Here is a 26,047-nt window from a genome sequence, read left to right on the forward strand (position 1 = left end):
AGCCCTGATTTCTCAGGGCTTTTTTTATTTCATTAAATCAATAAACTGATCAAATAAGTAACGAGAATCGTGTGGTCCTGGACTAGCCTCTGGGTGGTGTTGCACCGAGAATGCTTTGCGTTCTTTCACGCGTAAACCTTCGACTGTTTGGTCATTCAGGTTAATGTGCGTCAATTCTGCTTGATCAGATGCTTTCAACTCCTCCATCTTCACGGCGAAACCGTGGTTTTGAGAAGTGATTTCTGAAAGTCCCGTCACTAAGTTTTTCACTGGGTGATTCAAACCGCGGTGACCATTGTGCATTTTGTACGTAGATAAGCCTACTACTTGTGCTAAGATTTGGTGACCTAAACAAATCCCGAAAACAGGTTTGTCGCTATTCAAAAATTGCTTCACGGTATCAATCGCATAAGACATCACGGCTGGATCTCCTGGGCCATTCGAAACGAAATAACCATCTGGATTCCATGCAGCGATTTCCGCAAAGGTAGTCTTAGCAGGGAATACTTTTAAATAGCATCCGCGCTCCGCAATGTTTGATAAGATGCTTCTTTTCACTCCTAAATCTAACACCGCTACTTTGCGTTCCGCCTTCTCATCCCCTAAGAAATAGGCTTCTTGCGTACACACTTGAGATGATAATTCTAAGCCTTCCATCGATGGAATTTTATCCAAAGCGGCTTGTAAAGCTGCCTCATCAAAAATCTCCGATGAGATCAAGCAATTCATCACCCCCTTGGTACGAATGTGACGTACTAAAGCGCGCGTATCAATTCCTGAGATCCCAACAATTCCCGCATTAGCCAAATAGTCTTGCAACGAACCATCTGCCGTTTCACGCGAATGAACGCTAGCAAATTCGTTACACACCATACCGGCGATTTGGACCTTGTTCGATTCTGCCTCTTTCTCTTGCATCACACCGTAATTACCAATGTGAGCCGTCGTGTTAATAATAACCTGGCCCGCATAAGAGGGATCGGTATAAATTTCTTGATAACCCGTCATACCGGTGTTAAAACAGATCTCACCACCGTGAGTACCTATTTTTCCTAGTGCTTTCCCGTGGAATATAGTTCCGTCTTGTAATAATAAAACCGCTGGTGTGGACTCGGTAAATCTCATAAAATGCTGTTATAAAATAAGGGTCAAATGCTCATTACCTAAAAAAAGGGCTTCAACGGAAAGTTGAAGCCCTTTAAAAAAATGGAAAGAGAAAGATTAAGCGTCTTCTCCTTTTTCTTCTGTGGACTCCTCAGTTGCTGGTGCTTCTGGAGCAGCTTCTTCAGCTACTACCTCAGCTGCCGGAGCTTCTTCAACAACTTCTGCAGATGGTGCTTCAGCAGCCGCCACTGGAGCCGCAGCTTCAGTTGCTTTTGCAGCGCCACCACGACGGCTACGACGAGTTTTACCCGCTTTCTCCGCTGATGCAGCTAACATTGTTTCGTTGAAGTCAACTAATTCAATGAAGCAGATTTCTGCGTTATCACCTAAACGATTACCTAACTTGATAATACGTGTATATCCACCTGGACGATTCGCTACTTTCTCAGAAACGATAGAGAACAATTCTTTGATTGCTTCCTTATTTTGTAAATAAGAGAAAACAACACGACGATTGTTAGTACTATCTGTTTTTGACTTTGTGATCATTGGCTCTACGTATTTACGTAATTCCTTTGCCTTAGCTACAGTCGTTTGAATACGCTTGTGTAAGATCAAAGATGAAGCCATGTTTGATAACAACGCTGCTCTGTGAGAGGCTGTTCTTCCTAGGTGATTAAATTTTTTACCGTGTCTCATTGTGTTATTTCGTAAGTTAAAAGCTCTTGCGAGCTGCGGTTAGTTTACCTCGCGGCAAACCACCTATTACTTTGTTTAAATTATTAATTAATCTTCGTCTAAACGATATTTAGAAACATCCATTCCAAAGGTCAAACCTTTTTCCTCGATCAATTGCTCTAATTCAGTTAATGATTTCTTTCCGAAATTACGGAACTTCATCATATCAGAGATTTCTAATTTCGCTAATTCACCTAAAGTGCGAACGTCAGCTGATTTCAAGCAGTTGTAAGCACGAACAGATAAATCTAAGTCAGCTAATGAAGTCTTCAATAACTTGCGCATGTGAAGTAATTCCTCATCTACTACATTGTCTTCCTCTGCTTTAGGAGTTTCAAATGTCATTGTTTGATCAGAGAACAACATAAAGTGTTGGATCAAGATATACGCTGCACCTTTCAATGCATCTTCTGGGTGGATTGAACCATCCGTCTCGATATCTAAAACTAACTTCTCATAATCCGTTTTTTGCTCTACACGTGTGTTCTCAATGCTGAACTTCACATTTTTGATTGGAGTGTAGATGGCATCGATAGCGATGTGTCCGAATGGCAACTCGTTTGCGCGAGGCTCATCTGCGGCAACATAACCACGACCTTTTTCGATTACTAAATCAATTTCAACTTCTTTCGAAGAATCTAAATTGCAAATAACCAATTCAGGGTTTAAGATTTGAAAATACGGAGTAAACTTCGCGATATCACCTGCAGTGATAGCTGTTTGTCCTTTAATTTTCATAGAAACTTTGTTATCCAAAATTTCTTGTGTCTTCTTGAAACGAATTTTTTTCAAGTTCAAGATGATCTCAGATACATCTTCGTGAACGCCTTCAATGGCAGAAAATTCGTGTAACACACCAGAAATCTTAACGCTTGTTATAGCATATCCTTCTAATGAAGAAAGTAAGATTCTACGAAGTGCGTTACCAATGGTAACACCGTAACCTTTTTCGAGTGGCTTGAACTCAAATAACCCGTGGAAGTCTGTGGCTTTTTCCATCACAACTTTTTCGGGCATTTGGAATGCTAATATTGACATATTTCGTAGCTTAAAATGATACTGAAAAAACGTTATTGGTACTCTTAATAAACTCTAGTAATCTCGTTAGGAGATTACTTAGAGTATAATTCGACAATTGCTTGTTCGTTGAAGTTTTCAGGAATCTGATCTCTTTCTGGCATAGCAACAAATTTACCTACCAATTCAACACCATCCCACTCTAACCAGTTGAAGTTCTTAGGAGAACGAGCTGCTAAAGAGTTAGATACTACTTCTAGAGATTTTGATTTTGCACGAACACCTACTAATTGGCCTGGACGTAAAGAGTAAGATGGCACATTTACTACTTCGCCGTCTACAATGATGTGTTTGTGAATAACTAATTGACGCGCTGCACGACGTGTAGGAGCAATACCTAAACGATAAACCGTGTTGTCTAAACGTGCTTCACATAATTTGATCAAGTTTTCACCAGTGATCCCTGCTTTAACAGCAGCTTTGTGGAACAAGTTTTCGAATTGGCGTTCTAAAATACCGTATGTGTATTTTACTTTTTGCTTTTCTTTCAATTGCACTGCGTATTCAGAAACCTTAGAACGTTTTCCTTTACCGTGCATACCTGGTGCATAATTTTTACGAGCTAATGCTTTGCTCGGACCTAGAATTGCTTCACCGAAACGACGTGCAATCTTGGATTTGGGACCTGTGTATCTAGCCATTTTTTCTTAAAAGTCATTGGACCTCTTATGCCCAATGAAGTAATTAAATTGTGAATAAAAGCGGGGGAAAATAATTACTAATTACCCCTGCATAAAAATTATTAAACGCGACGACGTTTAGGAGGACGACATCCATTGTGAGGCATTGGCGTAATATCTTTGATGATAGAAACTTCAATTCCTGAGTTTTGGATAGTACGGATAGCAGACTCACGTCCAGCTCCTGGTCCTTTTACGAAAACCTCCGCTTTCTTCATTCCTGCTTCAACAGCTACCGCTGCGCAGTTAGATGCTGCCATCTGTGCTGCGTAAGGAGTGTTTTTCTTAGACCCACGGAAACCCATCTTTCCTGCTGATGCCCAAGAGATCACTTGACCTGCTGAGTTAGTAATGGAGATAATAATGTTGTTAAAGGAAGCTTTGATGTGTACTTGTCCGTTTTGTTCCACGACAACTACTCTCTTCTTCGCTTTATCTTTTCTTTTTGCTTGTGCCATAATTTGAAATGAAATACGAAGAGGTGTTACCCTCTAGTTATTATTTAGTTACTTTTTTCTTGTTAGCAACTGTTTTTCTACGACCCTTACGAGTACGTGAGTTGTTCTTAGTGCGTTGACCACGTAATGGAAGACCTTTACGGTGACGTAATCCACGGTAGCAACCGATGTCCATCAAACGTTTGATGTTCAATTGAACCTCAGATTTCAACTGACCTTCCGTTTTGAATTCAGCAGCGATGATCGCACGGATAGCGCTAGCCTCCGTATCGTTCCACTCACCAGCTTTCTTGTCAAACGAAACCGCAGCTTTCGTTAAAATTTTTTGAGCAGTGCTACGACCAATACCGAAAATATAAGTCAACGCAATTTCTCCTCTTTTTTTGTCGGGAATATCAACCCCTGCAATACGAGCCATATAGGTAATTAATTGTTGTTATTAATCAATTTAAAATTCTGTCGAATTATCCTTGTCTTTGTTTGAACTTAGGATTCTTCTTGTTGATTACGTAAAGCTTTCCGTGACGACGGATTACTTTGCAATCTGCACTACGTTTTTTGATAGATGCTTTAACTTTCATATTAACTGTATTTATAAAATCAAACCTTAAATTACTTGTATCTGTAAACAATTCTAGCCTTACTTAAATCATAAGGGGACATCTCTAACTTCACCTTATCTCCTGGTAAAATCTTGATGTAGTGCATCCGCATCTTGCCCGAAATGTGTGCAATGACTTGGTGCGTATTTTCCAATTCTACCCGAAACATCGCGTTCGAAAGAGCTTCCAAAATAATTCCGTCTACTTCTATCGAGGACTGTTTGGCCATAATTATTAATTTATATATTCAACAATACTGTTGATGTTTTAATCACTTCTTCAATCGGAGCGAAGGTCGTCAAAATAATGGGGCCTTCTTTCCCTACCGCAACCGTGTGTTCAAAGTGAGCACTTGGCTTGCGATCTTGTGTTCGGATAGTCCAACCATCCTTATCTACTGAGATTTGACGCTTTCCTAAGTTAATCATCGGTTCGATCGCAATGACCATTCCTTCTTTCAACTTAGCTCCTTCCCCGCGGCGGCCATAATTAGGTACCTCAGGGCTTTCGTGAAGCTTCTTACCTACTCCGTGACCCACAAGCTCTCTCACCACACCGTATCCAAAAGATTCCGTGTAAGATTGAACGGCGAAACCAATGTCGCCTACTCGTTTGCCAGGTGCGGCTTGATTCAAACCTAAATACAAGGACTCTTTCGTCCGTTGTAGCAATTGAACTACATCCTCAGCGACATTCCCTATTGCATAGGTATAAGCACTATCGGCATGGTAGCCATTTTTATAAACTCCTCCGTCTATCGAAATAATATCTCCCTCTTTCAGGATCAATTCCCCCGGTAAACCGTGAACCACAACATCGTTCACCGAAATACACAAAGAATACGCGTATTTTTGGCTTCCTACTTGGTAGTTCAAAAAGGATGGATGCGCGGCATTATCCTTAATGTATTCGTAAGCGATTTTATCAAGTGCCAAAGTACTAACTCCCGGCTGTATGGCCTTCGCAACTTCAGCGTGACATTTCCCTAGGATTTCGCCATTCTGTTGAATGATTGCTAATTCCGCGGGTGTCTTTAAATAAATCATCTTAACGATTAATCAACTCAGAGCGACCTTTCACTCGACCTGATTGCATTAAACCTTCGTACTTACGCATCAACAAATAACTTTCTATTTGTTGCAATGTATCTAATACCACACCTACCAAGATTAAAAGAGATGTTCCTCCAAAGAAAGAAGCAAATCCTCTCGTCACGCCAAACAAGTTAGCAACCGCAGGAAGAATCGCGATTAACGATAACATCACTGCACCTGGTAAAGTAATACGATCTAAAATCGTTGCAATAAATCCAGCTGTTTCTTCACCTGGTTTCACTCCTGGAACAAAACCTCCACCACGTTTCATATCATCAGAGATTTGAGTTGGGTTAATGGAGATCGCTGTGTAGAAGAATGTGAACACAATGATTAAGAACGCAAATAATAAATTGTATTGCCATGTCGTGAAATCACCGAAAGCAGAGGCAACCGAGGAAGCGAATTCTGATTTTTCAGCAAACGACTGAGCTACTAAACCTGGGATAAACATTAAAGCCTGAGCAAAGATGATAGGCATTACACCTGAAGCATTTAACTTCAAAGGAATGTACTGACGCTCACCACCTACCGCAGTTGCTTTGCTACCCACTACTTGTTTCGCATATTGAACTGGAATACGGCGAACTGCTTGAGTTACCATAATCGCACCCATTACAACGAAGAACAATGCAATAATTTCAATGATGAACATTAAAGCACCAGACATTCCACGTGAACCTGCTTCTTGTAAAATAGACGCTGGGAAACGAGAAACGATACCAATCATGATCAACATCGAGATACCGTTACCGATACCTTTATCTGTAATCTTCTCACCTAACCACATACACAACATCGTACCACCAATTAAGATAGCCACGCCATATAAGCGGAAGAACCAAGGATCTACCATAATCGCTTCAGATGGGATCGTTACTTGTAAATAAGTAAAGGCCTGAGCAGCTGTAACGAAGATCGTTAGGATACGCGTGATTTGGTTTAACTTCTTACGACCTGACTCACCGTCTTTCTGCATTTTTTGGAAATACGGAAGGGCAATGGTCAATAACTGAATCGCAATCGAAGCAGAGATGTAAGGCATGATACCCAAAGCAAACACCGAAGCATTACTTAAAGCACCGCCTGAAAAGATATTTAATAAACCGAAAAGTCCACCTTCTCCTGTTTGAGTCAACTTAGTCGCATCTACACCTGGTAAAGCGATATAAGAACCTAAACGGAAGAACGCAATGAAAAGAAGCGTATTAATAATACGGCTTCTTAACTCATCGATTGAGAAAATATGCTTGAAAGTTGTTATTAACTTGTTCATTCGATTAGAATAGAGGATTAACCAACAATTGCTTTACCACCAGCAGCTTCAATCGCAGCTTTAGCAGCACCTGAGAAACCTTTCACTGTCACTTCTAATGCTGAAGTTACTGATCCACGAGATAAGATTTTCACTAAGTCAGACTTAGATACTAAACCATTCGTATAAAGAGTTTCAAATGTAATCACCTTAGTTCCGATTGCATCAGCTAAAGCTTGCAATGTATCCAAGTTAATTGCTTTGTATTCCACACGGTTGTGGTTTTTAAAACCAAACTTAGGAACACGACGTTGTAATGGCATTTGACCACCTTCAAAACCTCTCTTACGAGAATAACCTGAACGTGATTGAGCACCTTTGTGACCACGAGCAGAAGTTCCGCCTAAACCAGAACCTTGACCACGACCAACTCTTTTTCTAACTTTTACTGAGCCTTCTGCAGGCTTTAATGACGATAATTTCATTCTAATTGGGGCTTAGCGCTGCTGTTTCCAGCAACTCGCATGTTAATTAAATATTTTCAACTACAATTAAGTGGTTTACGGCACGAATCATACCTGCAATGGCTGGATTCAATTCAACCTCAACACTCTTACGGATTTTACCTAATCCTAAAGCTGCGATCGTACGTTTTTGTACTTCTGGGCGCTTAATTGCACTTTTAACTTGAGTAATTTTAACTTTAGACATTGTATGTTCTATTAGAGAGGCTTACGCGCTCTGATTATCCATTAAATACTTTAGCAACAGAGATTCCACGTTGGAAAGCTACTGAGTGTGGAGCTCTCATCTTAACTAATGCATCGATGGTTGCCTTCACTACGTTGTGTGGGTTAGATGAACCTTTAGACTTAGCTAAGACATCATGCACACCTACTGATTCTAACACAGCACGCATCGCACCACCGGCGATCAATCCTGTACCTGGAGCAGCTGGCTTGATTAAAACGAAACCACCAGAGAATTTACCTAATTGCTCGTGAGGAACAGTGTTCTTCAACAAAGGAATTTGGAATAAGTTTTTCTTAGCGTCTTCGATACCTTTAGTGATAGCGTCCGTTACTTCGTTTGCTTTTCCTAAACCGTATCCTACGATACCAGCACCGTCACCTACGACAACGATTGCTGAGAAACTAAAACGACGACCACCTTTAACTACTTTTGCAACACGGTTGATGGCTACTACTTTCTCCTTCAACTCACCTTCGTTAACCTTTATTGGTTTTGCTTGTAAATGCGACATATCTATTTCTTAAAATTGTAAGCCACCCTCGCGAGCACCTTCAGCTAATGATTTAATTCTTCCGTGATACAAATAACCGTTACGGTCAAAAACTACCTTCTCGATTCCAGCCGCTTTCGCTTTTGCAGCGATTGCTAAACCTACTGTCTTAGCAGCTTCAATGTTGTTGTTCACTTTATCTTTTGTGTAAGATGTAGCTGAGAATAAAGTCTTACCAGCTAAATCATCTACTAATTGTGCATACAATGCAGAATTAGAACGATATACAGTTAAACGCGGACGCTCCGCTGTTCCTGCGATTTTAGCACGAATCGCACGTTTAATGCGGGTTCTGCGTAAATTTTTGGTTGTTGCCATTTGTTAACTTGTTTGTGTGGATTTCCGGCCCACGCTTATGATTTATTTTTTACCGCCCGCTTTACCAGCTTTGCGACGTACTTGCTCTCCTAAGAAACGAACACCTTTACCTTTGTATGGTTCAACTGGACGTAACGACTTGATTTTCGCAGCTACTTGACCGATTAATTGCTTATCAATCGATTTTAACGTAACCATTGGGTTCTTACCTTTCTCCATGGCAGTTGCAATAGATACTTCAGCAGGAATAGCCATGAAAATCGCGTGAGAGTAACCCAAGCTTAATTCTAAAATATTTCCTTGATTTGTGGCCTTGTAACCAACCCCGATGATTTCCAAATCTTTTTGGTAACCTTCACTCACACCCACGACCATGTTATTGATCAAAGAACGATATAAACCATGCATCGCTTTGTGACGTTTTTGTTCTGTCGGACGAGCCACAGTTAAAATACCTTCTTCGATAGTAATGATCATATCTTGATCAACTTGTTGTGACAAAGTTCCTTTAGGACCTTTCACTGTCACTAAATTACCAGCGCTCACGTCTACAGTAACTCCTGCAGGGATAGTGATAATCTTCTTTCCAATTCTTGACATTAGACTTTAATTATAGCTTAAATTCCGAGATTGCTCTCCTTTCAGCGTGAAACAATTATTAATATACGTAACAAAGTACTTCTCCACCTACGTGTAAAGTACGAGCTTCTTTATCTGTGATTACTCCCTTAGAAGTAGACAAGATAGCGATACCCAATCCGTTCAATACACGTGGTAACTCTTCAGCACCATTGTATTTACGAAGACCTGGCTTAGAGATACGAGTCAAGTTAACGATAGCAGGTTGCTTCGTAACTGAGTTGTATTTCAACGCAATTTTGATGGTTCCCTGTACGGATGAATCATCGAATTTATAGTTTGAAATGTATCCTTTATCAAAAAGTACTTTCGTAATTTCCTTTTTAATGTTGGAAGCAGGAATTTCAACTACCCTATGGCGTGCCTTCAAGGCATTTCTCAATCGGGTTAAATAATCTGCTATTGGATCTGTCATTGTTTTTAAATTTGCCGCAGGTCTTTTAAAATGGGCCTGCAAAATTACAAAAATGAATTTAATTAATCAAATATTATTACCAGCTTGATTTAGTTACACCTGGAATCAAACCATTGGATGCCATTTCACGGAACGTAACACGGCTAATACCGAACTTACGCATATATCCACGAGGACGTCCTGTTAATTTACAACGGTTGTGTAAACGTACAGGAGATGCATTTTTTGGAAGTTTATCCAATCCAACGTAATCTCCAGCTGCTTTTAAAGCTGCGCGCTTCACTGCATATTTTGCAACTGCTGCTTCGCGTTTTCTTTCTCTTGCTTTTACTGACTCTTTAGCCATTTTGTAAAAATTTAAAGGTTTTTATGAAAGCCTAAAGGGCTATTTATTTTTTTTGATTTGCAAAAGGCATTCCAACCGCTGCTAATAAAGCATAAGCTTCTTCATCTGTTCCGGCAGTCGTCACAAACGTGATGTCCATACCAGAGATTTTGCTTACTTTATCGATTGAAATTTCAGGGAAGATAATTTGCTCTTTCACCCCTAAAGTATAATTTCCACGACCATCAAATCCTTTTTCAGAGATTCCTTTAAAGTCACGAACACGTGCTAAAGAAACTGTTGTTAAACGATCTAAGAATTCGTACATCTTATCTCCACGTAACGTTACTTTCACACCGATAGGCATATCTTCACGTAACTTAAAGTTCGAGATAGCTTTCTTAGAGATCGTAGCTACCGCCTTTTGACCAGCGATTTGTGTAATTTCTTCGATAGCGATATCAATTAATTTCTTGTCCGACACCGCGGCTCCTACACCCTTATTGATTACGATTTTAGTAATCTTAGGCACTTGCATGATAGACTTGTACTGAAACTTTTCTTTTAAGCTTGGTACAACCTCCTTAACAAAACGTTCTTTTAATCTAGGTACTGCCATTGTAGTATATTTTGTGGATTTCCGACCCACGGTTAAGTTCTAATTATGCGATAAATTTACCTGTCGCTTTTGAATAGCGTTGTAATTTACCTTTCTCGTTCAATTTACGACCTGTACGTACAGGCTTTCCATTTTCTACTACCATTAGGTTAGAGATGTGGATTGAACCCTCACGCTTTTCGATTCCTCCTTGAGGATTAGCTGCAGATGGCTTAACGTGCTTTGTCTGCAAGTTAGCTCCTTCTACGATTGCACGAGATTTTTCAACGATCACTTGAGTGATAACACCTGTTTTGCCTTTCGCATTACCTGCGATCACTTGAACAGTATCTCCTTTTTTAACGTGCAATTTTGCTGGTTTACTTGTATTTTTTTCCATTGTATGATTATTAAATTGGGTTCACCCAATATCTCATCTAATTATAAAACTTCAGGGGCTAGGGAAACAATTTTCATGAATCCTGCATCACGCAACTCACGCGCAACTGGCCCGAAAATACGAGTTCCTCTCGGCTCATCATTTGCGTTTAATAAAACGGCTGCGTTATCTTCGAAACGAATATATGAACCATCTTTACGACGAATTTCTTTCTTCACACGAACAACTACTGCTCTTGAAACGGTTCCTTTCTTCATATTAGAAGAAGAAAGAGCTGACTTCACAGAAACGACAATTTTATCTCCAATAGAAGCGTATCTTTTGCCAGTACCGCCTAAAACGCGAATGACTAAAACTTCTTTTGCTCCAGAATTATCCGCTACACCCAATCTTGATTCTTGCTGTAACATTATATTTGATCTTTAAATTTTAAATTTTGTATAACAATATAGAATTACTTCGCTTTAGCGACTACTTCTATTAATCTCCAACACTTGTTTTTAGAAAGAGGACGAGTTTCCATCACTTTCACTGTGTCACCGATTCCGCACTCGTTGTTCTCATCGTGTGCCATCAATTTTGTTGTTTTCTGTACGAACTTTCCGTACAATGGGTGCTTAACCTTACGGTCAACGGTAATGGTGATAGATTTATCCATCTTGTTACTCACCACTTTCCCAATTCTTACTTTTCTCAGGTTTCTTTCTTCCATGGTTGTTGGATTACTTGTTAAACAATTGGTCGATAGCGTATTTGAACCGACCTATTAAAAATTAATAATTAAGCTTTTGTTGCCGCGCTTAGAGCAGTTTCTAATTTCGCGATCAATTTACGGTTTTGACGAATGCGCATTGGATTCTCAATCGGTGAAATAGCGTGAGCTAATTTCAAACGAGAGATGTTCTCTTGCTCAGCAGCGATCTGCTTCTTTAATTCTTCAACTCCTAATTTTTGTATTTCTGCGTTTTTCATAACAATGTTATTTGGATGTATTAAACTGTGGGTTTAATATCCTATTCTGAATAATCTCTACGAACAACAAACTTCGTACGCATTGGCAACTTTTGTGCTGCTAAGCGTAAAGCCTCTTGAGCAACCGCCAAAGGTACACCTGACGATTCAAACAAGATAGTTCCTGGGCGAACATTAGCTACCCAATACTCAGGAGCACCTTTACCCTTACCCATACGAACCTCTGCAGGCTTCTTAGTGATAGGTTTGTCAGGGAAAACACGGATCCAAACTTGTCCTTCACGTTTCATAGCACGGGTTACCGAGATACGAGCTGCTTCAATTTGACGAGCGGTGATACGACCTGGCTCTAAAGATTTAATAGCGAATGATCCAAAATCAATCTCGTGGCCACGGGTTGCAACACCTCTAACGCGACCTTTTTGTTGCTTACGAAATTTCGTTCTTTTTGGTTGTAACATCTTCTTATAAGTCTAATATCTAATTCAAATATATTTTATCGCTTTCCACCACGGCCACGGTTCGCACCGCCAGCACCTGGTTTGTTACGGTCTCCACCTTGATCTGCTCCTTCTGGACGACGGCCACGACCACGGTCATCACCACGTCCACGAGGTCCACGATCACCACCGCGAGAATCCGCTGCAGTTGATTGTAATCCCATGTTTGCATTAGGAGATAAATCTGGCTTACCAAAAACTTCACCACGGAATACCCATACCTTAATACCGATCTTTCCGTAAACTGTTAAAGCTTCAGAGATAGCGTAATCAACATCCGCACGAAGTGTGTGAAGAGGAATACGACCTTCTTTGTATCCTTCAGAACGCGCCATTTCAGCACCACCTAAACGACCTGATAATTTTAATTTAATTCCTTGCGCACCTACACGCATCGCTGACGCGATAGCTTGCTTCATCGCACGACGGAAAGAAATACGAGCTTGTAATTGTTGAGCGATAGCTTCACCGATTAATTTCGCATCGATTTCTGGACGCTTAATCTCAAAGATGTTGATTTGAACATCTTTACCCGTGATTTTCTTTAACTCTTCTTTTACTTTATCTACCTCAGCACCTTGCTTTCCGATAACCACACCAGCACGAGCCGTGTTGATTGTCAAAGTGATGCGCTTTAAGGTACGCTCAATAATAACTTTTGAGATAGATCCTTTTGGAATACGAGCGGCTACGTACTTTCTGATTTTCTCGTCTTCGACAAGCTTATCAGCGAAAGTTTTACCTCCGTACCAATTAGAATCCCAACCTCTCACGATACCTAATCTTAATCCAATAGGGTTAATTTTTTGTCCCATTTCTTGTTTTATCTAATAGTCTATTATTCTGCTGAACTGGTTACTAAAGCAGGAGCCTCTGAAGAAGCCACTACAATAGTGATGTGATTTGAACGCTTCAAGATGCGGTGACCTCTTCCTTGCGGAGCAGGACGTAAACGCTTAATCGAAGCACCTCCGTCTACGAAAATCGTCTTGATAAACAAGTCAGCTTCCTCAATTTTAGCATCGACATGCTTGTTTTGCCAGTTAGAAACCGCAGAGAGTAATAATTTCTCTATCGATTTAGCACCAACTTTGGGCTCAAATTTTAAGATACCCAACGCTTTGGATACTTTCTGTCCACGTACCATGTCTGCGACAATACGCATCTTCTGCGGCGACGTAGGAACATTTCTTAATTTAGCAATTGCTTCCATTTTCAATATTGATTAAGACCCGAGAGTCTATCTATTTACCTTTTACCTTTGTCTTTTTTCGCCACGTGACCACGGAAGTTACGTGTTGGAGAGAACTCACCTAATTTGTGACCTACCATATTTTCAGTTGCAAAAACAGGGATAAATTTATTCCCGTTGTGTACTGCGAATGTGTGACCTACGAAATCTGGAGAGATCATTGAACGTCTAGACCATGTTTTAATCACGGATTTCTTTCCGGATTCGTTCATAGCCTGAACCTTGTTATCAAGGCGGTAATCAATGTAAGGACCTTTTTTTAGTGAACGTGCCATCTAACTATTTTTTTCTTCTACTGATGATAAGACGATTAGTGTTTTTCTTTGGACTACGAGTTTTCTTACCCTTAGCCAATAAACCGTTACGAGAACGTGGGTGACCTCCTGAAGAGCGACCCTCACCACCACCCATAGGGTGATCAACTGGGTTCATTACAACACCACGAACACGTGGACGACGACCTAACCAACGGTGACGTCCTGCTTTACCTAAGTTCACGTTCATGTGATCCGAGTTAGATACTGTACCGATTGTCGCAAGACAACGAGCAAGTACCATACGCATCTCACCTGAAGGCAATTTCAAGGTTGCATATTTTCCATCACGTGCTAACAATTGAGCGTACGTACCAGCAGAACGAGCCATTTCAGCTCCTTTACCAGGTTGTAATTCGATTGCGTGCACTAATGTACCTAATGGGATGTTTGCCAAAGGCAATGCATTTCCCACCTCTGGAGCTACTTTCTCTCCTGAGATAACTGTTTGACCCACCTGGATACCAGCTGGTGCCAAAATATAAGATTTCTGACCGTCTGTATACTCAATAAGAGCGATACGAGAAGTACGGTTAGGATCGTATTCTACTGTTAATACCGTTGCAGGAACGTCAAATTTCAAACGAGCGAAATCAATCACACGGTAACGACGCTTGTGACCACCACCGATGTAACGCATCGAGCGACGACCATCTGCATTTCTACCACCCGTTCTTTTGATCGGTTCTAGTAAAGGCTTGTACGGTTTGTCCGTAGTAATCTCCTCGAACGTCGGCGCGATGCGGTGACGTTGTCCTGGAGTTGTTGGTTTAATTTTTTTAATTGCTGCCATTTAATTAGTTCAATTTATCGGGATGAACCCCCTTAGTTTTTTTAATTAGATTCCTTGGTAGAAGTCAATTACTTCACCTGGAGCTACTGTTACAATTGCTTTCTTGATCGTAGAAGTACGTCCAGAAGTGACTTTGGTACGTGTAGACTTGGATTTTACTTTTCCAATCTGACGCATTGTTCTCACATCTTGAACATCAACACCGTACATCTTCTTCACCTCTTTGGCAATCTCAATCTTATTTGCTGTCAACTCAACAACAAACGTGTATTGGCCTTTCTCTTGCATGGCTTGCGACTTTTCAGTCAAGGCCGGACGTTTAATAATGCCCATTTTTATTTTCGTTTATAACAGAAAATCTTCTGTCAATTAGTTACTGAATGATGACTCAATTTTTTCAATCGCTGCAGTCGTGATTAACAATTTACCTGCATTCACTAAATCGTATGTGTTCACATCTCCGGCAGTTGTTACTTTCGTTTTTGGAACGTTACGACCAGATAATACGACATTCTTATCAACTTCTGGAGTGATCAATAATGTTTTTGTGTTATCTAATTGAAGCGCTTTTAACATTGCTAAATACGCTTTAGTTTGTGGCGTTGCGAAAGAAACTGAATCCAAGATCGCGATATCTCCACTCTGAGCCTTAGCAGCCAAAGCTGATTGGCGAGCCAATGCTTTCACTTTCTTGTTCAATTTGAAGTGATAATCACGTGGGCGTGGTCCGAAGATACGTCCACCACCTTTCATCAAAGGTGATTTCATTGAACCTGCACGCGCACCACCCGTACCTTTTTGTTTCTTAATCTTGCGAGTCGAGCGAGAAACCTCTGCACGCTCTTTCGCTTTGTGAGTTCCTTGACGTTGGTTAGCTAAATATTGCTTCACATCTAAGTAAACCACATGCTCGTTAGGAACGATACCAAAGATTTCGTCAGAAAGAGTAATTTTCTTTCCGGTATCTTTTCCTGCTATGTTATATACTGATAATTCCATGTTTCAGAATGTCTATTGTTTAGGCTAGGCCCAATTTTTAATTTTCAATGATTACGTATGAGTTCTTAGCTCCAGGTACTGATCCAGAAACTACTACTAAGTTTTTCTCTGGATAGATTCTCAAAACTTGTAAGTTTTGAACCTTTACACGATTACCACCTGTACGACCCGCCATGCGTAAGCCTTTGAATACACGAGATGGGAATGAACACGCACCAATTGAACCTGGGTGACGACCGCGGTTATGCTGACCGTGAGTTTGACCACCCACACCGGCAAATCCGTGACGCTTAACAACACCTTGGAAACCTTTACCTTTAGAAGTACCCACTACGTCAACGTAAGTGTCTAGCTCTAGCATTTCAACCGTTAAAACATCCCCTAATGCAAGAGGCTGCTCAAACGTGCGAAATTCTACCAACTTTTTCTTAGGAGTAGTATTTGCTTTCTTGAAGTGACCCAACAAAGATTTTGTTGTGTGCTTTTCTTTTTTCTCACCGTAGCCGATTTGAACAGCGTTATAGCCTTCTTTCTCTACAGTTTTCACTTGTGTAACCACACAAGGACCGGCTTCAATTAGCGTACATGGAACAGCTTTACCGTCTTCCATGTATAGGCTAGTCATACCGACTTTTTTACCAATAATTCCTGACATAATATGTTAATATTTAAAATATAAATATGCTTACAAGGCTAACGTGGCTTGTTGTAAGACTTTTATTCAAAATCATCGTTCAACTGAACGTGATATAGGAATCTAAACAATAAAAAAAGCAGAATTGGTATAAGGCGACAAGATGGACCCACTGTGGATAACAGTGAAAAAACACCTTGTGTAGCTTAATATTTAATTAATGGGCTGGGCATTCAACGGTCATTAATCAATACCAGTTCTAACACAAAAATCAAGCTTTCCTCGATTTAAGACCTGTTTGACATGCATTTTATGTGTTTTAAATAAATTCGGGAAGTTCTGCCAACCTCTCTCTGAATAAAAAACTGCGTTTGTCGAACGGGAGTGCAAAGGTAGGAAAAAAAATAATACAAACAAGAGGGTGAGTAAAAATATTTTGAGAATCAAGCAATTAGTAGTCAGTATCCAGTAGTCAGTAGTCAGGGGACAGGGAATGGTGAATGGTAAATGGTAAATGGTGAATGATCCTCCGGACTCCTTTAAAGTATAGATTATAGAGTAGAGTGTATAGATGGTAAAATCCTCCAGACTCCTTTAGAGTATAGATAATAGAGTAGAGAGTAAAGATGGTGAATAGTGCATAGAGAATTCCCTGCGGCCTGCCTACTGTCCACTGCCCACTGACTACTGTCTACTGGATACTGACTACTGTCTACTGGATACTGACTACTGTCTACTGGATACTGACTACTGCCGCCTGCGGCCCTAAAATTGGATTTTTCTCATATTCCCCCTCGAAAAATCAATAATTGTTTGTATTTTTGGGCTTTAGTTGCTGAAAATCAGGCAGTTTTTATTTATTTCCCAAGAAAAAAAAGCATTATGTCAAGTTTATCCAATCAAACAGGAGTGTTGCACGGAGATGCGGTTCAAGAGTTATTTGAAATCGCTAAGAAAAATCAATTCGCTTTACCAGCGGTTAACGTAACAGGTACAGATACTGTGAATGCAGTATTAGAAGCAGCGAAAGCGGTGAATTCTCCGGTAATCATCCAATTTTCTAACGGTGGTGGTATTTTCTACGCTGGAAAGACGCTTTCTAACGAGAATCAAGCAGCGGCAATCGCTGGTTCGATCTCTGGCGCTTACCACGTTCACCAAATGGCGAAAGCATACGGTGTTCAAGTAGTTTTACACACAGACCACTGCGCGAAAAAATTATTGCCTTGGATCGACGGTTTATTAGATGCTGGTGAGAAATTCTTCGCTGAGACTGGACAACCTTTGTTCTCTTCTCATATGATTGATTTGTCTGAGGAGCCTTTGGAAGAAAACTTAGAAATCTGCGCTAAATATTTAGAGCGTATGTCTAAAATGGGCATGACGTTAGAAATCGAATTAGGGGTTACTGGTGGTGAAGAAGATGGTGTAGATAACTCTGACGTAGATTCATCTAAATTATATACACAACCAGAAGAGGTGGCTTATGCTTATGAAGTATTGTCCAAAATCTCACACCGTTTCACGATCGCTGCGGCATTCGGTAACGTACACGGAGTTTACAAGCCGGGTAACGTGAAGTTGCAACCAGTGATTTTGAAGAACTCACAAGAATTCATCAAAGAAAAATATAGCTTAACTGCTGAGAAACCTATCAACTTCGTATTCCATGGTGGTTCTGGTTCATCTCGCGAAGAAATCCGTGAGGCATTATCTTATGGTGCGATCAAAATGAATATCGATACAGATACGCAATGGGCATTCTGGGAAGGTATCTTAGGATTCTACAAAGCAAATGAGGCTTATTTACAAGGCCAAATCGGTAACCCAACAGGTGACGATTCTCCGAACAAGAAATACTATGACCCACGTGTTTGGTTACGTAAGGGCGAAGAGACTTTGGTAGCTCGTTTAAAAACAGCTTTCGAAGACTTGAACGCAACGAACGCGAATCAATATCTATAGTCAGTTGACAGTAGTCAGTGGACAGTGGTCAGTAAAAAGCCGGAACAATGTTCCGGCTTTTTTGGTTTTAATAGATTATAGAGTAGATAGTATAGAGAAAAGATAATAAATCTCGAACTTTACACCCGTCTACTGACTACTGGATACTGATTACTGACTACTGTTTTATGAAAACCGAACTACACCCTGCCTCCTCCCGCGGAACAGCCGATCACGGCTGGTTGAAAACCGCCTTTAGTTTTAGCTTTGCTGGATATTATAATCCGGCAAGAATCCATTTTGGTGCGTTGCGCGTACTGAATGATGATTTTATTGCGGCGGGGATGGGTTTTGGCAAACATCCGCATGATAATATGGAGATCGTGACCATTCCGATGAAGGGTGCGGTGGCGCATGAGGATTCGATGGGAACGAATGGGATTATTAATGCGGGGGATGTGCAGATTATGTCTGCGGGCTCTGGGATTTACCATTCGGAGTTTAATGCGAGTCAAACAGAGGGTTTGGAACTCTTCCAAATCTGGGTCATGCCTAAGCTGAAAAATATCACACCGCGCTACGATCAGCGTACCTATAATCCGGCGGATTTTAAGGGGCAATGGAAGACGGTGGTTTCTCCACTAGGAACGGACATTGATTCATTACAAGTAAATCAAGATACCTATTTTAATATCACTGAAATAATGGAAGACGAGAGTCTGAGCTATGCACTACATGGAGCACAGCAAGGGGCTTTTGTGTTTGTGATTGAAGGAGGAATCGAAGTGGCTGGCGAAAAGCTGGGGCGCAGAGATGCGATCGGGATTTCGCAGACAGATTCCATCGAGGTAAAAGCTTCAACAGGTGGCACGAAGGTGTTGTTGATTGAGGTACCTATGGTTTGGTAGATTTAACAATAGAGTAATAAATACATAATAAGGAGGTTAAAGTGATGGTCTATTTTTGGTAAACCAAATAGGCAAACATGGGCCATCATTCACAACCCACCTACAAAACGATCGTTATCTCAGACTTGCATTTAGGTAGCAAGGGAACTAAAGCAGCAGAGGTAAACGAATTCTTACGCGCACATTCGTGCCACCAACTCATCTTAAACGGCGATATCATCGACGGCTGGCAACTGAAAAAAGGAGGCAGCTGGAAGAAGAAGCACACGGCTTTTTTCCGTTGTGTGTTAAAGATGATGGACAAGTGGGATACCGAGGTGATTTATTTGCGCGGGAATCATGATGATTTCTTGGAGCAAGTACTTCCGTTGAAAATTGGGAAGCAGTTTTCGATTCGCCAGGACTACATGTTGAAGAGTTTTGGCAAGAAATACTTCATCACACACGGCGATATTTTCGACAGCATTACCAGCCAAATGAAATGGCTAGCCTATTTAGGCGATATCGGCTACACGTTCTTGTTGTGGTTGAATAAATGGTATAATCAATACCGCAGCTGGCAAGGAAAACCATACTACTCTCTATCACAGGTGATTAAGCAGAAAGTGAAGGCGGCGGTGAACTTCATCTCGGATTTTGAAGAGAAATTAGCGGAGTTAGCGAAGGCCAAAGGCGCGGATGGGATCATCTGTGGCCACATTCACAAGGCTGAAATCAAAATGATCGGCGGAATCGCGTATATGAATTCAGGCGATTGGGTTGAATCATTGACAGCCTTAGTAGAAACGCATCAAGGGGAATGGCAAATCATCGAATTCCCATTATACAATTTAAAAGCAGAGTTAACCGAAATTTTAGGCGAGGCAATCGCAGTATAAGATGGGCAAATTCATATTTACCGTACAAGGCGAGGGTCGCGGACATTTAACGCAAGCCATCTCATTTACACAAATCGCACGCGAGGCGGGTCACGAAGTGATCGGTTATGCCGTGGGTTCTTTTCAGGGTCGTAAAATTCCGTCCTTCTTTTTAGATTTCATTGGCGACACTCCCCTATTACAATACAATAGCCCTTCCATTATTTTTGGGAATGGGAAATCGGTCCAACTTTTCAAAACTGCGGCACAGGCTTTCACGAATTTCAAGACTTTTTGGAAAAGCGCCACGCAATTAGAAGAGTTCATTGATGAATTGCATCCGGACGGAATCGTAAACTTCTACGAGTCTATCACGGGTTTATATAAGCTAAAATCGGGGTCCAAAATCCCTACGATGTCCGTGGGACATCAATACTTGTTACTGAACAAAAACTTCGAGAGTATTTCAGAGAAGAAGATCGACCGAGTTCTTTTGAATATGAATACGCTGATCACGTCGATTGGTTCTAAGAAGTTATTGGGCTTGTCTTTCCGCCCAATTGATAACGACGCGAAGATTGAGGTGGTTCCTCCCCTTTTGCGTCAGCAAGTAAAAAGCATTGTCCCTCAAGCGGGCGAGCGTTGGTTAGCGTATTTAACGCACTTCCGTTTATCAGAAGATATCATGGCGTGGTCAAATGCGAATCCGGAGGTAAAGTTGGATTGCTTTTGGGATAATCCAGCACGTAAAGAGACGTATCACTATTCTGACTCTTTGACTTTCCATCCGATAGATGCAGAGAATTATTTAGCGAAAATGACGGAATGTGCTGGCTTGATTTCTACTGCCGGTTTTGAATCCGTTGCTGAGGCGATGTACTTAGGGAAGCCAGCGATGATGGTTCCAGTGCCTAACCACATCGAACAGATGATTAACGCTTTCGATGGCGAAATGTCGGGAGCAGGAATCGGTGCTTCTTCTTTCGATCTAAGCATTTTCAAGAACTACCTTCCTTCTCACGTTTCTGTAAAGGATCAATACCAGGATTGGGTAGCTAAGTCACAGAGCTTGATGGCTGGACATTTAACTGATCTGATCGCACAGCCGGTTTATGTGGCGAACTTTGGCCAAAACCAAGGAACAGGTTTGTCTGGCATGTTAGGCAGACGGAGATTCCGCTGGTCAAGATGAAAGAAAAAGGCCAGCGAAATCGCTGGCCTCCCTCTATTAGAAATTAACCTGTGCTTGTAAACGAAGCATATTTCCGGATTGCAAGTTTTCCTGTAATTTGAAATCCTCCGCTCTTCTAGTGGCCATTGTATACATGGCAACTAGCTCGAAATTTTTGTTTGGTTGCCATTCTATACCTAGTTCTGTTTCATCCACTCGGTAACTGCGCGCATCCAATTCGTGTTTTTTCCCTCCTTCATAATGCTGAACACGTACGAATGGAATAATCACCTGTTTTTTCCAGTCTATTTTATAGGATGCGGTCACGTAGCCTCCTGATAATTTCTGATTTTCAATCGCATCGGATGATTTGTTAAATTCTGGACCCGTTCCTACGTTGTATTCTGCTTGAATTCCAAAAGGCTTAGGATATAATACAAAACTCGCAGCATAGCGCTCATCTAAATACGCCTTATCAACAGTTGCTTTTACACCAGCACTTAATTGATCTGATGCCATTACCCATTGACCTGAATATCCTTGAATACCCGCTTCAATGATTTGATTTTTAATCTGAATTGGATAAGTAAGTCGTGCTACAATATGAGGGGCATCGTTTAATTCAGGCTTATTAGCAGTTTGGCCATTATAAGCACCTAATCCAAAAACACCATAATCTCCTGATCCTTTTAAACCATCCGCTACTAATGAAGAATATAGTTTACGAACAGATGCTGGTGCCCAGTAAAAGAATACTCCTAAATCACGTTCATTTGATACGGCACTATTCAAGGCATCATTACGGTCTAATGGCAAACGATTTTGAGAGGATTGCATGTTTTCAAATCCAAAAGGGACCTTACTTTGTCCTACTCTAAATCGAAATTCATTTTTAGCATCTAAGCCAAGATCAAAATAAGCATCTCTTAACTGACCAAAGTGGAGAGAGGTAGAGGACGCGCTACTGGCAAAATCAGGTTGCACATAAAAATAAACGCGATCATTAATTTGGCCGCTGAAAATGATCCGCATACGACGAATAAAAAAGCCCCCATTATCTCCTATGCTTCGATCACCTTGCTCAGATTTCAAATTAGGATTAGTTTCAAAAAGTCGATTGTAGCGAACTTGTGCATACCCGCGAATGGAGAAAGAATCGTACCATTTTTTAGGCGCTGGAGCTGTTTGTGCCTGCGCAAAAATGAGGCAAAGGCAAGCCAAGACTCCTGTTAGGAGAAGATTTTTTTTCATGATATATTGGTGTTTGGAAAAAGGAGGGGGATTCTATTCGAATCCCCCCTGAAAGTTTATTATGCGGCTATCCAGCGGAATAAAACGAATAAGGTAGCAGATAAAATAATCGTAACTGGCAAGGTTAAAACCCAAGCTAAAACAATGCTCTTAACGGTACCTCCTTGTAAGTTTTTGATACCTTTCGAAGCTACCATTGTACCAGCAATACCAGATGATAAAACGTGCGTCGTAGAAACTGGCCACTTGTAAGCAGTTGCTAAACCAATCGTTAGAGATGCGATTAATTCTGCTGATGCACCTTGCGCATAGGTTAAATGATTTTTACCGATTTTCTCACCGATTGTCACAACAATTCGCTTCCAGCCCACCATTGTTCCTAAACCTAGTGATAAGGCAACCATCCACATTACCCAAGCTGGTGCGAAATCCGTTACTCCAGCAATTCCAGAGGAAGAGGAATTTCCGTAACTAAAGAATGGAGCTTTGTCTCCTTGTGTAGCTTTTTTTAATGCTTTCTTATCTCCAGAAGATAAAGCCACTGATTCGCTTTCAAGTAATTTCTTTGATTGCTTGTTGATTGTCAAAGCTGCATTACGAATGTCGAACTTTTGAGTTGTTGTTAACGTTTTGGGTGTTACTCCCGTAGCGATAATAGCACTCAAAGCAGTGGAAGACTTGACTAATTTGTGGTAGCTCTCCCGTTCTTTTTCAGACAAAGGAATGGTATCAATTTTAGCTGTAATAGTTTGCACTGTGGTTAAGCTTTCTTTCACTTGTACTAAGTCAAGGTTTGTATTAACAGCAAAATAGCCTGGTAAGAAAGCAATTAAGATAACCATAACCAGACCGATCCCTTTTTGGCCATCATTACGACCATGAAAGAACGAAACTAACGTACAGGTCGTAATTAAGATAGCACGAATCCACATGGGTGGAGGTGATTTCTTCTTAGGCTCTTTGAAGATCTCTTTGTTTTTAACAGTTTTCTTTAAGATATACATCAAAATGATAGCCGCGGCAAAACCGAATAATGGCGACAAAAGTAGTGCTTGTCCAATTTCAATAGCCTTGTCCCAGTTAATAGACGATATTCCTTTATTTGAAGCTTCTGGCAATAAGGCATGTCCTACTCCGATACCAATAATTGAACCGATAAGCGTGTGTGAGCTTGAAGCAGGTATACCAAAATACCAAGTTCCCACGTTCCAAAGAATCGCAGAAAGCAACAACGCTAATGCCATGGCCATGGAATGGTATACATCAGCGTCCATGAGAAGTTCGGTGGGCAATAGCCCAATAATACTCATGGTCACTCCTACCCCTCCCGTTAGAAGACCTAAGAAGTTCATGAAACCAGACCAAACTACGGCTTGAGTAGGTTGCAAAGAATGCGTGTAAATAACAGTGGCTACTGCATTTGCTGTATCGTGGAATCCGTTTACGAATTCAAAGGCACAGGCCGCAAAAAGGCAGAAAAACAGTAGAAATACGAGCGTTGGGTCTAATCCGAACATGTTTAAAGGTTTATATTGGTGCTAATTGCAATGCAAAAATAAGGAACCCTATTTAATCCAATGTTAAGGAATTGTTAATTGAATGTTACGTAATTATTAATCATACCCAAAAGCCAATATTAAATTTTCTGTATTTGATTAAAACTTAATGCATTAAAGTTTCTTTTCCTGAAATCTTTACATAAGTTTGACGACAACTATAATCCCAATAAAATGAGTGAGGATAATAAAAAATTAACCGACCAACTAGTTCAAGCCATTCTTCCAAAACTGAAAGGTTTAACTGAAAAAAACGCCAAAAAAGTCCTTAATGAGACTGAAAAGTCCATTACTTCGGTGGTCAAAAAATACAGTAAACTGATCGCAGAACAAGAGAAAGAAAAGGCTAAAGCGAAACACAAAGCGGAGAAAGACGCTAAAAAGAAAGCGGAGAAAGCAGCTAAAAAGAAAGAAAAGGAGGCTAAAAAACTAGCAAAGGCAAAATTACTTGCTGCACTTATTGCGAAAGAGAGCCCAGCAAAAGCTTCAACACCAGCTACAGCAACAAAGGCTAAGCCCAGAGCACGTATTGCTAAAGCTAAAAAATAAATAAAACAGCATTAAAAGTTTAAAAGGCAGGATTCCCTGCCTTTTTTCGTTTGGTCTCATCCCGGAAATTCATAATAATTTGATTAATTAGGCTTAACATCTAGTTAATATGTAGATACTATTTTTGATACAAAGGAAGCAGCCTTATTGTACGCATAAGGATGCCTGAAATGCGCTAAAATGATCAAAAATAGAAAATACGATTTAGTTGTAGTTGGCGGAGGAATTATAGGTACTTTTTGTGCCTACCATGCTTTAAAAAAGGGCAAATCCGTTCTTTTATTAGAAAAAGACAGTCAGCCACATGAAGCGAGCATACGCAACTTTGGCCAAATTATTCCCTCCGGACAATCCCTAGATACCTGGTTTCAAATAGGGAGAAAATCACTTAAAATTTACAAAGAACTACAAGAGGAATCCGCTATTTCATTGACCAAAAATGGCTCTTGGTATATCGCGTCAGATGAGCAAGAAATGGCTGTTTTAGAAGAAATGGCTAGTCAATTCCAATCACTTGAGTATGCCTCTACCGTATTTTCAGCTCAAGCCACTCTAGAAAAAAACCCTGCCTTAAACAAAGACCATACGAAAGGAGGATTGTTCCTACCCGAAGAGGCATCCATCAACCCCGTGTTATTAGTACATCAATTGAGAGAATTTTTAATTAAGCACTTCGGGCTTCACTACCATCACTCTTGCCCCGTTATTTCAGTAGAAAAAAAGCGGGGAATCGCGATGATTAGTACCTCAAAAAAACAAACGTTTTGGGGAGACCATGTGATTTTAGCCAATGGACATGACACCCAATTTTTATTACCGGAACATTATCCTACGACAGATTTAAAAATCTGTAAACTGCAGATGATGCGTTTAGTCCCACAAAGAATTCAATTCAGCGCTAATTTATTGTCAGGCCTTTCTATCAGACGATATGAAAGTTTCAAATCCTGTCCTTCCTATGCTACATTGAAGACCTCTGATGAACAAAAAGTGCTTCAATCCAAGGGAATCCACATTTTATTAAAACAAGCAGAAGATGGATCTATTATCCTCGGGGATTCTCACGAATACGTTTCAGCTAGCGATGAGTCACCATTAGGCTTTGAAATTAGTGCTGAAATCAATGAGTTAATATTGAGCGAAGCGAAGAAAATAGTTACACTAGACTCTTGGGAATTAGACTCTAACTGGATTGGCCACTACTTAGAGGCTAAACAGGCAGAGGTTTATACCAAAACGATAGACCAAGTCATACATATTGTAAATGGTATAGGCGGGAAAGGCGTTACCACCTCTCCCGGATTTACCTATGAGTACATTCAACAGTTATACTCGATTTAA

The 26,047-nt window shown here is 40.6% G+C and carries 38 protein-coding genes; 6 read left to right on the forward strand and 32 right to left on the reverse strand.

Features of this window, described 5'->3' with window-relative positions:
• Positions 1–24 precede the first annotated feature (24 nt).
• The 30 genes from carA to rplC all read right to left on the reverse strand — a co-directional run bounded on the left by carA (position 25) and on the right by rplC (position 16,491).
• Positions 25–1,125, reverse strand: a complete 1,101-nt coding sequence (gene carA, locus G9X62_RS04455) for a glutamine-hydrolyzing carbamoyl-phosphate synthase small subunit (protein ID WP_223131587.1) — start codon at positions 1,123–1,125, stop codon at positions 25–27.
• Positions 1,126–1,221: 96 nt separating this feature from the next.
• Entirely contained in the window at positions 1,222–1,803 is a 582-nt protein-coding gene (gene rplQ / locus G9X62_RS04460; RefSeq protein ID WP_223131588.1) for a 50S ribosomal protein L17, read from the reverse strand.
• A gap of 87 nt (positions 1,804–1,890) precedes the next feature.
• Entirely contained in the window at positions 1,891–2,880 is a 990-nt protein-coding gene (locus G9X62_RS04465) for a DNA-directed RNA polymerase subunit alpha (protein ID WP_223131589.1), read from the reverse strand.
• Between the two features lie 74 nt (positions 2,881–2,954).
• Positions 2,955–3,560 (reverse strand): 30S ribosomal protein S4, encoded by a 606-nt coding sequence (rpsD, locus tag G9X62_RS04470; protein ID WP_223131590.1) that lies wholly within the window; start codon positions 3,558–3,560, stop codon positions 2,955–2,957.
• Positions 3,561–3,661: 101 nt separating this feature from the next.
• Positions 3,662–4,057 (reverse strand): 30S ribosomal protein S11, encoded by a 396-nt coding sequence (gene rpsK / locus G9X62_RS04475; RefSeq protein ID WP_130895422.1) that lies wholly within the window; start codon positions 4,055–4,057, stop codon positions 3,662–3,664.
• 40 nt (positions 4,058–4,097) lie between these two features.
• Positions 4,098–4,475 (reverse strand): 30S ribosomal protein S13, encoded by a 378-nt coding sequence (gene rpsM / locus G9X62_RS04480; RefSeq protein ID WP_130895423.1) that lies wholly within the window; start codon positions 4,473–4,475, stop codon positions 4,098–4,100.
• 46 nt (positions 4,476–4,521) lie between these two features.
• The gene (ykgO, locus tag G9X62_RS04485; protein WP_130895424.1) at positions 4,522–4,638 is read right to left on the reverse strand and encodes a type B 50S ribosomal protein L36; all 117 of its coding nucleotides are present in this window, start codon (positions 4,636–4,638) and stop codon (positions 4,522–4,524) included.
• A gap of 31 nt (positions 4,639–4,669) precedes the next feature.
• Positions 4,670–4,888: a translation initiation factor IF-1 gene (infA, locus tag G9X62_RS04490; protein WP_127803117.1), complete on the reverse strand. Its 219-nt coding sequence runs from the start codon at positions 4,886–4,888 to the stop codon at positions 4,670–4,672.
• Between the two features lie 10 nt (positions 4,889–4,898).
• A complete protein-coding gene (gene map / locus G9X62_RS04495) occupies positions 4,899–5,705 on the reverse strand; it encodes a type I methionyl aminopeptidase (RefSeq protein ID WP_223131591.1) in 807 nt (268 codons plus the stop codon).
• 1 nt (position 5,706) lies between these two features.
• On the reverse strand, positions 5,707–7,029 hold the full coding sequence (gene secY, locus G9X62_RS04500) for a preprotein translocase subunit SecY (RefSeq protein ID WP_223131592.1): 1,323 nt from the start codon (positions 7,027–7,029) through the stop codon (positions 5,707–5,709).
• Positions 7,030–7,046: 17 nt separating this feature from the next.
• The gene (gene rplO / locus G9X62_RS04505; protein WP_223131593.1) at positions 7,047–7,493 is read right to left on the reverse strand and encodes a 50S ribosomal protein L15; all 447 of its coding nucleotides are present in this window, start codon (positions 7,491–7,493) and stop codon (positions 7,047–7,049) included.
• Between the two features lie 46 nt (positions 7,494–7,539).
• Positions 7,540–7,719 carry a 50S ribosomal protein L30 gene (gene rpmD / locus G9X62_RS04510; RefSeq protein WP_223131594.1) on the reverse strand — a complete coding sequence of 60 codons (180 nt, stop codon included), beginning with the start codon at positions 7,717–7,719 and terminating at the stop codon, positions 7,540–7,542.
• Between the two features lie 34 nt (positions 7,720–7,753).
• Positions 7,754–8,272 carry a 30S ribosomal protein S5 gene (rpsE, locus tag G9X62_RS04515; protein WP_130895429.1) on the reverse strand — a complete coding sequence of 173 codons (519 nt, stop codon included), beginning with the start codon at positions 8,270–8,272 and terminating at the stop codon, positions 7,754–7,756.
• A 9-nt stretch (positions 8,273–8,281) separates the two neighbouring features.
• Positions 8,282–8,629, reverse strand: coding sequence for a 50S ribosomal protein L18 (gene rplR / locus G9X62_RS04520; protein WP_130895430.1), 348 nt, complete (start codon positions 8,627–8,629; stop codon positions 8,282–8,284).
• Between the two features lie 42 nt (positions 8,630–8,671).
• On the reverse strand, positions 8,672–9,229 hold the full coding sequence (gene rplF / locus G9X62_RS04525) for a 50S ribosomal protein L6 (protein ID WP_223131595.1): 558 nt from the start codon (positions 9,227–9,229) through the stop codon (positions 8,672–8,674).
• Between the two features lie 58 nt (positions 9,230–9,287).
• A complete protein-coding gene (gene rpsH / locus G9X62_RS04530) occupies positions 9,288–9,683 on the reverse strand; it encodes a 30S ribosomal protein S8 (RefSeq protein ID WP_130895432.1) in 396 nt (131 codons plus the stop codon).
• A 76-nt stretch (positions 9,684–9,759) separates the two neighbouring features.
• Positions 9,760–10,029 (reverse strand): 30S ribosomal protein S14, encoded by a 270-nt coding sequence (gene rpsN / locus G9X62_RS04535; RefSeq protein ID WP_130895433.1) that lies wholly within the window; start codon positions 10,027–10,029, stop codon positions 9,760–9,762.
• Positions 10,030–10,072: 43 nt separating this feature from the next.
• Entirely contained in the window at positions 10,073–10,627 is a 555-nt protein-coding gene (rplE, locus tag G9X62_RS04540; protein ID WP_130895434.1) for a 50S ribosomal protein L5, read from the reverse strand.
• 43 nt (positions 10,628–10,670) lie between these two features.
• Positions 10,671–11,006 (reverse strand): 50S ribosomal protein L24, encoded by a 336-nt coding sequence (gene rplX, locus G9X62_RS04545; protein WP_130895435.1) that lies wholly within the window; start codon positions 11,004–11,006, stop codon positions 10,671–10,673.
• Between the two features lie 41 nt (positions 11,007–11,047).
• Positions 11,048–11,416, reverse strand: a complete 369-nt coding sequence (rplN, locus tag G9X62_RS04550; RefSeq protein ID WP_223131596.1) for a 50S ribosomal protein L14 — start codon at positions 11,414–11,416, stop codon at positions 11,048–11,050.
• Positions 11,417–11,460: 44 nt separating this feature from the next.
• Positions 11,461–11,718: a 30S ribosomal protein S17 gene (rpsQ, locus tag G9X62_RS04555; RefSeq protein WP_223131597.1), complete on the reverse strand. Its 258-nt coding sequence runs from the start codon at positions 11,716–11,718 to the stop codon at positions 11,461–11,463.
• 68 nt (positions 11,719–11,786) lie between these two features.
• Positions 11,787–11,978: a 50S ribosomal protein L29 gene (gene rpmC, locus G9X62_RS04560; RefSeq protein ID WP_130895438.1), complete on the reverse strand. Its 192-nt coding sequence runs from the start codon at positions 11,976–11,978 to the stop codon at positions 11,787–11,789.
• A gap of 41 nt (positions 11,979–12,019) precedes the next feature.
• The gene (rplP, locus tag G9X62_RS04565; RefSeq protein WP_130895439.1) at positions 12,020–12,439 is read right to left on the reverse strand and encodes a 50S ribosomal protein L16; all 420 of its coding nucleotides are present in this window, start codon (positions 12,437–12,439) and stop codon (positions 12,020–12,022) included.
• A gap of 35 nt (positions 12,440–12,474) precedes the next feature.
• Positions 12,475–13,293 (reverse strand): 30S ribosomal protein S3, encoded by an 819-nt coding sequence (gene rpsC, locus G9X62_RS04570; protein WP_130895440.1) that lies wholly within the window; start codon positions 13,291–13,293, stop codon positions 12,475–12,477.
• Positions 13,294–13,316: 23 nt separating this feature from the next.
• Positions 13,317–13,691: a 50S ribosomal protein L22 gene (gene rplV, locus G9X62_RS04575; protein WP_130895441.1), complete on the reverse strand. Its 375-nt coding sequence runs from the start codon at positions 13,689–13,691 to the stop codon at positions 13,317–13,319.
• 35 nt (positions 13,692–13,726) lie between these two features.
• Positions 13,727–14,005 carry a 30S ribosomal protein S19 gene (gene rpsS, locus G9X62_RS04580; RefSeq protein WP_130895442.1) on the reverse strand — a complete coding sequence of 93 codons (279 nt, stop codon included), beginning with the start codon at positions 14,003–14,005 and terminating at the stop codon, positions 13,727–13,729.
• Positions 14,006–14,009: 4 nt separating this feature from the next.
• Positions 14,010–14,837: a 50S ribosomal protein L2 gene (gene rplB, locus G9X62_RS04585; RefSeq protein ID WP_223131598.1), complete on the reverse strand. Its 828-nt coding sequence runs from the start codon at positions 14,835–14,837 to the stop codon at positions 14,010–14,012.
• Positions 14,838–14,882: 45 nt separating this feature from the next.
• Positions 14,883–15,170 carry a 50S ribosomal protein L23 gene (rplW, locus tag G9X62_RS04590; protein WP_223131599.1) on the reverse strand — a complete coding sequence of 96 codons (288 nt, stop codon included), beginning with the start codon at positions 15,168–15,170 and terminating at the stop codon, positions 14,883–14,885.
• A gap of 36 nt (positions 15,171–15,206) precedes the next feature.
• On the reverse strand, positions 15,207–15,836 hold the full coding sequence (gene rplD / locus G9X62_RS04595; protein WP_130895445.1) for a 50S ribosomal protein L4: 630 nt from the start codon (positions 15,834–15,836) through the stop codon (positions 15,207–15,209).
• A gap of 37 nt (positions 15,837–15,873) precedes the next feature.
• Positions 15,874–16,491: a 50S ribosomal protein L3 gene (gene rplC / locus G9X62_RS04600; protein WP_223131600.1), complete on the reverse strand. Its 618-nt coding sequence runs from the start codon at positions 16,489–16,491 to the stop codon at positions 15,874–15,876.
• A gap of 861 nt (positions 16,492–17,352) precedes the next feature.
• Here rplC and fbaA point away from each other — a divergent pair.
• The 4 genes from fbaA to G9X62_RS04620 all read left to right on the forward strand — a co-directional run bounded on the left by fbaA (position 17,353) and on the right by G9X62_RS04620 (position 21,371).
• On the forward strand, positions 17,353–18,435 hold the full coding sequence (fbaA, locus tag G9X62_RS04605) for a class II fructose-bisphosphate aldolase (protein WP_130895450.1): 1,083 nt from the start codon (positions 17,353–17,355) through the stop codon (positions 18,433–18,435).
• A 167-nt stretch (positions 18,436–18,602) separates the two neighbouring features.
• Entirely contained in the window at positions 18,603–19,322 is a 720-nt protein-coding gene (locus tag G9X62_RS04610; protein WP_223131601.1) for a pirin family protein, read from the forward strand.
• A gap of 77 nt (positions 19,323–19,399) precedes the next feature.
• Positions 19,400–20,200: a UDP-2,3-diacylglucosamine diphosphatase gene (locus G9X62_RS04615; RefSeq protein ID WP_223131602.1), complete on the forward strand. Its 801-nt coding sequence runs from the start codon at positions 19,400–19,402 to the stop codon at positions 20,198–20,200.
• 1 nt (position 20,201) lies between these two features.
• Complete coding sequence (locus G9X62_RS04620; RefSeq protein WP_223131603.1) at positions 20,202–21,371, forward strand: glycosyltransferase family protein; 1,170 nt, start codon at positions 20,202–20,204, stop codon at positions 21,369–21,371.
• 36 nt (positions 21,372–21,407) lie between these two features.
• Here the strand turns inward: G9X62_RS04620 and G9X62_RS04625 are convergent, their stop codons facing one another.
• Both G9X62_RS04625 and G9X62_RS04630 read right to left on the reverse strand, forming a co-directional pair.
• The gene (locus G9X62_RS04625; protein WP_223131604.1) at positions 21,408–22,601 is read right to left on the reverse strand and encodes a porin; all 1,194 of its coding nucleotides are present in this window, start codon (positions 22,599–22,601) and stop codon (positions 21,408–21,410) included.
• 59 nt (positions 22,602–22,660) lie between these two features.
• Positions 22,661–24,118, reverse strand: coding sequence for an inorganic phosphate transporter (locus G9X62_RS04630; protein ID WP_223131605.1), 1,458 nt, complete (start codon positions 24,116–24,118; stop codon positions 22,661–22,663).
• Positions 24,119–24,331: 213 nt separating this feature from the next.
• Here G9X62_RS04630 and G9X62_RS04635 point away from each other — a divergent pair, with 213 nt between their 5' ends.
• Together G9X62_RS04635 and G9X62_RS04640 are read left to right on the forward strand one after the other, a co-directional pair.
• Positions 24,332–24,706 carry a hypothetical protein gene (locus G9X62_RS04635; protein WP_223131606.1) on the forward strand — a complete coding sequence of 125 codons (375 nt, stop codon included), beginning with the start codon at positions 24,332–24,334 and terminating at the stop codon, positions 24,704–24,706.
• 180 nt (positions 24,707–24,886) lie between these two features.
• Positions 24,887–26,047, forward strand: coding sequence for a TIGR03364 family FAD-dependent oxidoreductase (locus tag G9X62_RS04640; RefSeq protein WP_223131607.1), 1,161 nt, complete (start codon positions 24,887–24,889; stop codon positions 26,045–26,047).

The sequence above is a fragment of the Aquirufa lenticrescens genome, assembly GCF_019916085.1.
Classification (GTDB): domain Bacteria; phylum Bacteroidota; class Bacteroidia; order Cytophagales; family Spirosomataceae; genus Aquirufa; species Aquirufa lenticrescens.

Bases quoted from the DNA above. Each gene is read 5' to 3' on its own strand.
- carA (WP_223131587.1), bottom strand. From the start codon at position 1,125: ATGAGATTTACCGAGTCCACACCAGCGGTTTTATTATTACAAGACGGA.
- rplQ (WP_223131588.1), bottom strand. From the start codon at position 1,803: ATGAGACACGGTAAAAAATTTAATCACCTAGGAAGAACAGCCTCTCAC.
- G9X62_RS04465 (WP_223131589.1), bottom strand. From the start codon at position 2,880: ATGTCAATATTAGCATTCCAAATGCCCGAAAAAGTTGTGATGGAAAAA.
- rpsD (WP_223131590.1), bottom strand. From the start codon at position 3,560: ATGGCTAGATACACAGGTCCCAAATCCAAGATTGCACGTCGTTTCGGT.
- rpsK (WP_130895422.1), bottom strand. From the start codon at position 4,057: ATGGCACAAGCAAAAAGAAAAGATAAAGCGAAGAAGAGAGTAGTTGTC.
- rpsM (WP_130895423.1), bottom strand. From the start codon at position 4,475: ATGGCTCGTATTGCAGGGGTTGATATTCCCGACAAAAAAAGAGGAGAA.
- ykgO (WP_130895424.1), bottom strand. From the start codon at position 4,638: ATGAAAGTTAAAGCATCTATCAAAAAACGTAGTGCAGATTGCAAAGTA.
- infA (WP_127803117.1), bottom strand. From the start codon at position 4,888: ATGGCCAAACAGTCCTCGATAGAAGTAGACGGAATTATTTTGGAAGCT.
- map (WP_223131591.1), bottom strand. From the start codon at position 5,705: ATGATTTATTTAAAGACACCCGCGGAATTAGCAATCATTCAACAGAAT.
- secY (WP_223131592.1), bottom strand. From the start codon at position 7,029: ATGAACAAGTTAATAACAACTTTCAAGCATATTTTCTCAATCGATGAG.
- rplO (WP_223131593.1), bottom strand. From the start codon at position 7,493: ATGAAATTATCGTCATTAAAGCCTGCAGAAGGCTCAGTAAAAGTTAGA.
- rpmD (WP_223131594.1), bottom strand. From the start codon at position 7,719: ATGTCTAAAGTTAAAATTACTCAAGTTAAAAGTGCAATTAAGCGCCCA.
- rpsE (WP_130895429.1), bottom strand. From the start codon at position 8,272: ATGTCGCATTTACAAGCAAAACCAATAAAGGTTAACGAAGGTGAGTTG.
- rplR (WP_130895430.1), bottom strand. From the start codon at position 8,629: ATGGCAACAACCAAAAATTTACGCAGAACCCGCATTAAACGTGCGATT.
- rplF (WP_223131595.1), bottom strand. From the start codon at position 9,229: ATGTCAAGAATTGGAAAGAAGATTATCACTATCCCTGCAGGAGTTACT.
- rpsH (WP_130895432.1), bottom strand. From the start codon at position 9,683: ATGACAGATCCAATAGCAGATTATTTAACCCGATTGAGAAATGCCTTG.
- rpsN (WP_130895433.1), bottom strand. From the start codon at position 10,029: ATGGCTAAAGAGTCAGTAAAAGCAAGAGAAAGAAAACGCGAAGCAGCA.
- rplE (WP_130895434.1), bottom strand. From the start codon at position 10,627: ATGGCAGTACCTAGATTAAAAGAACGTTTTGTTAAGGAGGTTGTACCA.
- rplX (WP_130895435.1), bottom strand. From the start codon at position 11,006: ATGGAAAAAAATACAAGTAAACCAGCAAAATTGCACGTTAAAAAAGGA.
- rplN (WP_223131596.1), bottom strand. From the start codon at position 11,416: ATGTTACAGCAAGAATCAAGATTGGGTGTAGCGGATAATTCTGGAGCA.
- rpsQ (WP_223131597.1), bottom strand. From the start codon at position 11,718: ATGGAAGAAAGAAACCTGAGAAAAGTAAGAATTGGGAAAGTGGTGAGT.
- rpmC (WP_130895438.1), bottom strand. From the start codon at position 11,978: ATGAAAAACGCAGAAATACAAAAATTAGGAGTTGAAGAATTAAAGAAG.
- rplP (WP_130895439.1), bottom strand. From the start codon at position 12,439: ATGTTACAACCAAAAAGAACGAAATTTCGTAAGCAACAAAAAGGTCGC.
- rpsC (WP_130895440.1), bottom strand. From the start codon at position 13,293: ATGGGACAAAAAATTAACCCTATTGGATTAAGATTAGGTATCGTGAGA.
- rplV (WP_130895441.1), bottom strand. From the start codon at position 13,691: ATGGAAGCAATTGCTAAATTAAGAAATGTTCCTACGTCGCCGCAGAAG.
- rpsS (WP_130895442.1), bottom strand. From the start codon at position 14,005: ATGGCACGTTCACTAAAAAAAGGTCCTTACATTGATTACCGCCTTGAT.
- rplB (WP_223131598.1), bottom strand. From the start codon at position 14,837: ATGGCAGCAATTAAAAAAATTAAACCAACAACTCCAGGACAACGTCAC.
- rplW (WP_223131599.1), bottom strand. From the start codon at position 15,170: ATGGGCATTATTAAACGTCCGGCCTTGACTGAAAAGTCGCAAGCCATG.
- rplD (WP_130895445.1), bottom strand. From the start codon at position 15,836: ATGGAATTATCAGTATATAACATAGCAGGAAAAGATACCGGAAAGAAA.
- rplC (WP_223131600.1), bottom strand. From the start codon at position 16,491: ATGTCAGGAATTATTGGTAAAAAAGTCGGTATGACTAGCCTATACATG.
- fbaA (WP_130895450.1), top strand. From the start codon at position 17,353: ATGTCAAGTTTATCCAATCAAACAGGAGTGTTGCACGGAGATGCGGTT.
- G9X62_RS04610 (WP_223131601.1), top strand. From the start codon at position 18,603: ATGAAAACCGAACTACACCCTGCCTCCTCCCGCGGAACAGCCGATCAC.
- G9X62_RS04615 (WP_223131602.1), top strand. From the start codon at position 19,400: ATGGGCCATCATTCACAACCCACCTACAAAACGATCGTTATCTCAGAC.
- G9X62_RS04620 (WP_223131603.1), top strand. From the start codon at position 20,202: ATGGGCAAATTCATATTTACCGTACAAGGCGAGGGTCGCGGACATTTA.
- G9X62_RS04625 (WP_223131604.1), bottom strand. From the start codon at position 22,601: ATGAAAAAAAATCTTCTCCTAACAGGAGTCTTGGCTTGCCTTTGCCTC.
- G9X62_RS04630 (WP_223131605.1), bottom strand. From the start codon at position 24,118: ATGTTCGGATTAGACCCAACGCTCGTATTTCTACTGTTTTTCTGCCTT.
- G9X62_RS04635 (WP_223131606.1), top strand. From the start codon at position 24,332: ATGAGTGAGGATAATAAAAAATTAACCGACCAACTAGTTCAAGCCATT.
- G9X62_RS04640 (WP_223131607.1), top strand. From the start codon at position 24,887: ATGATCAAAAATAGAAAATACGATTTAGTTGTAGTTGGCGGAGGAATT.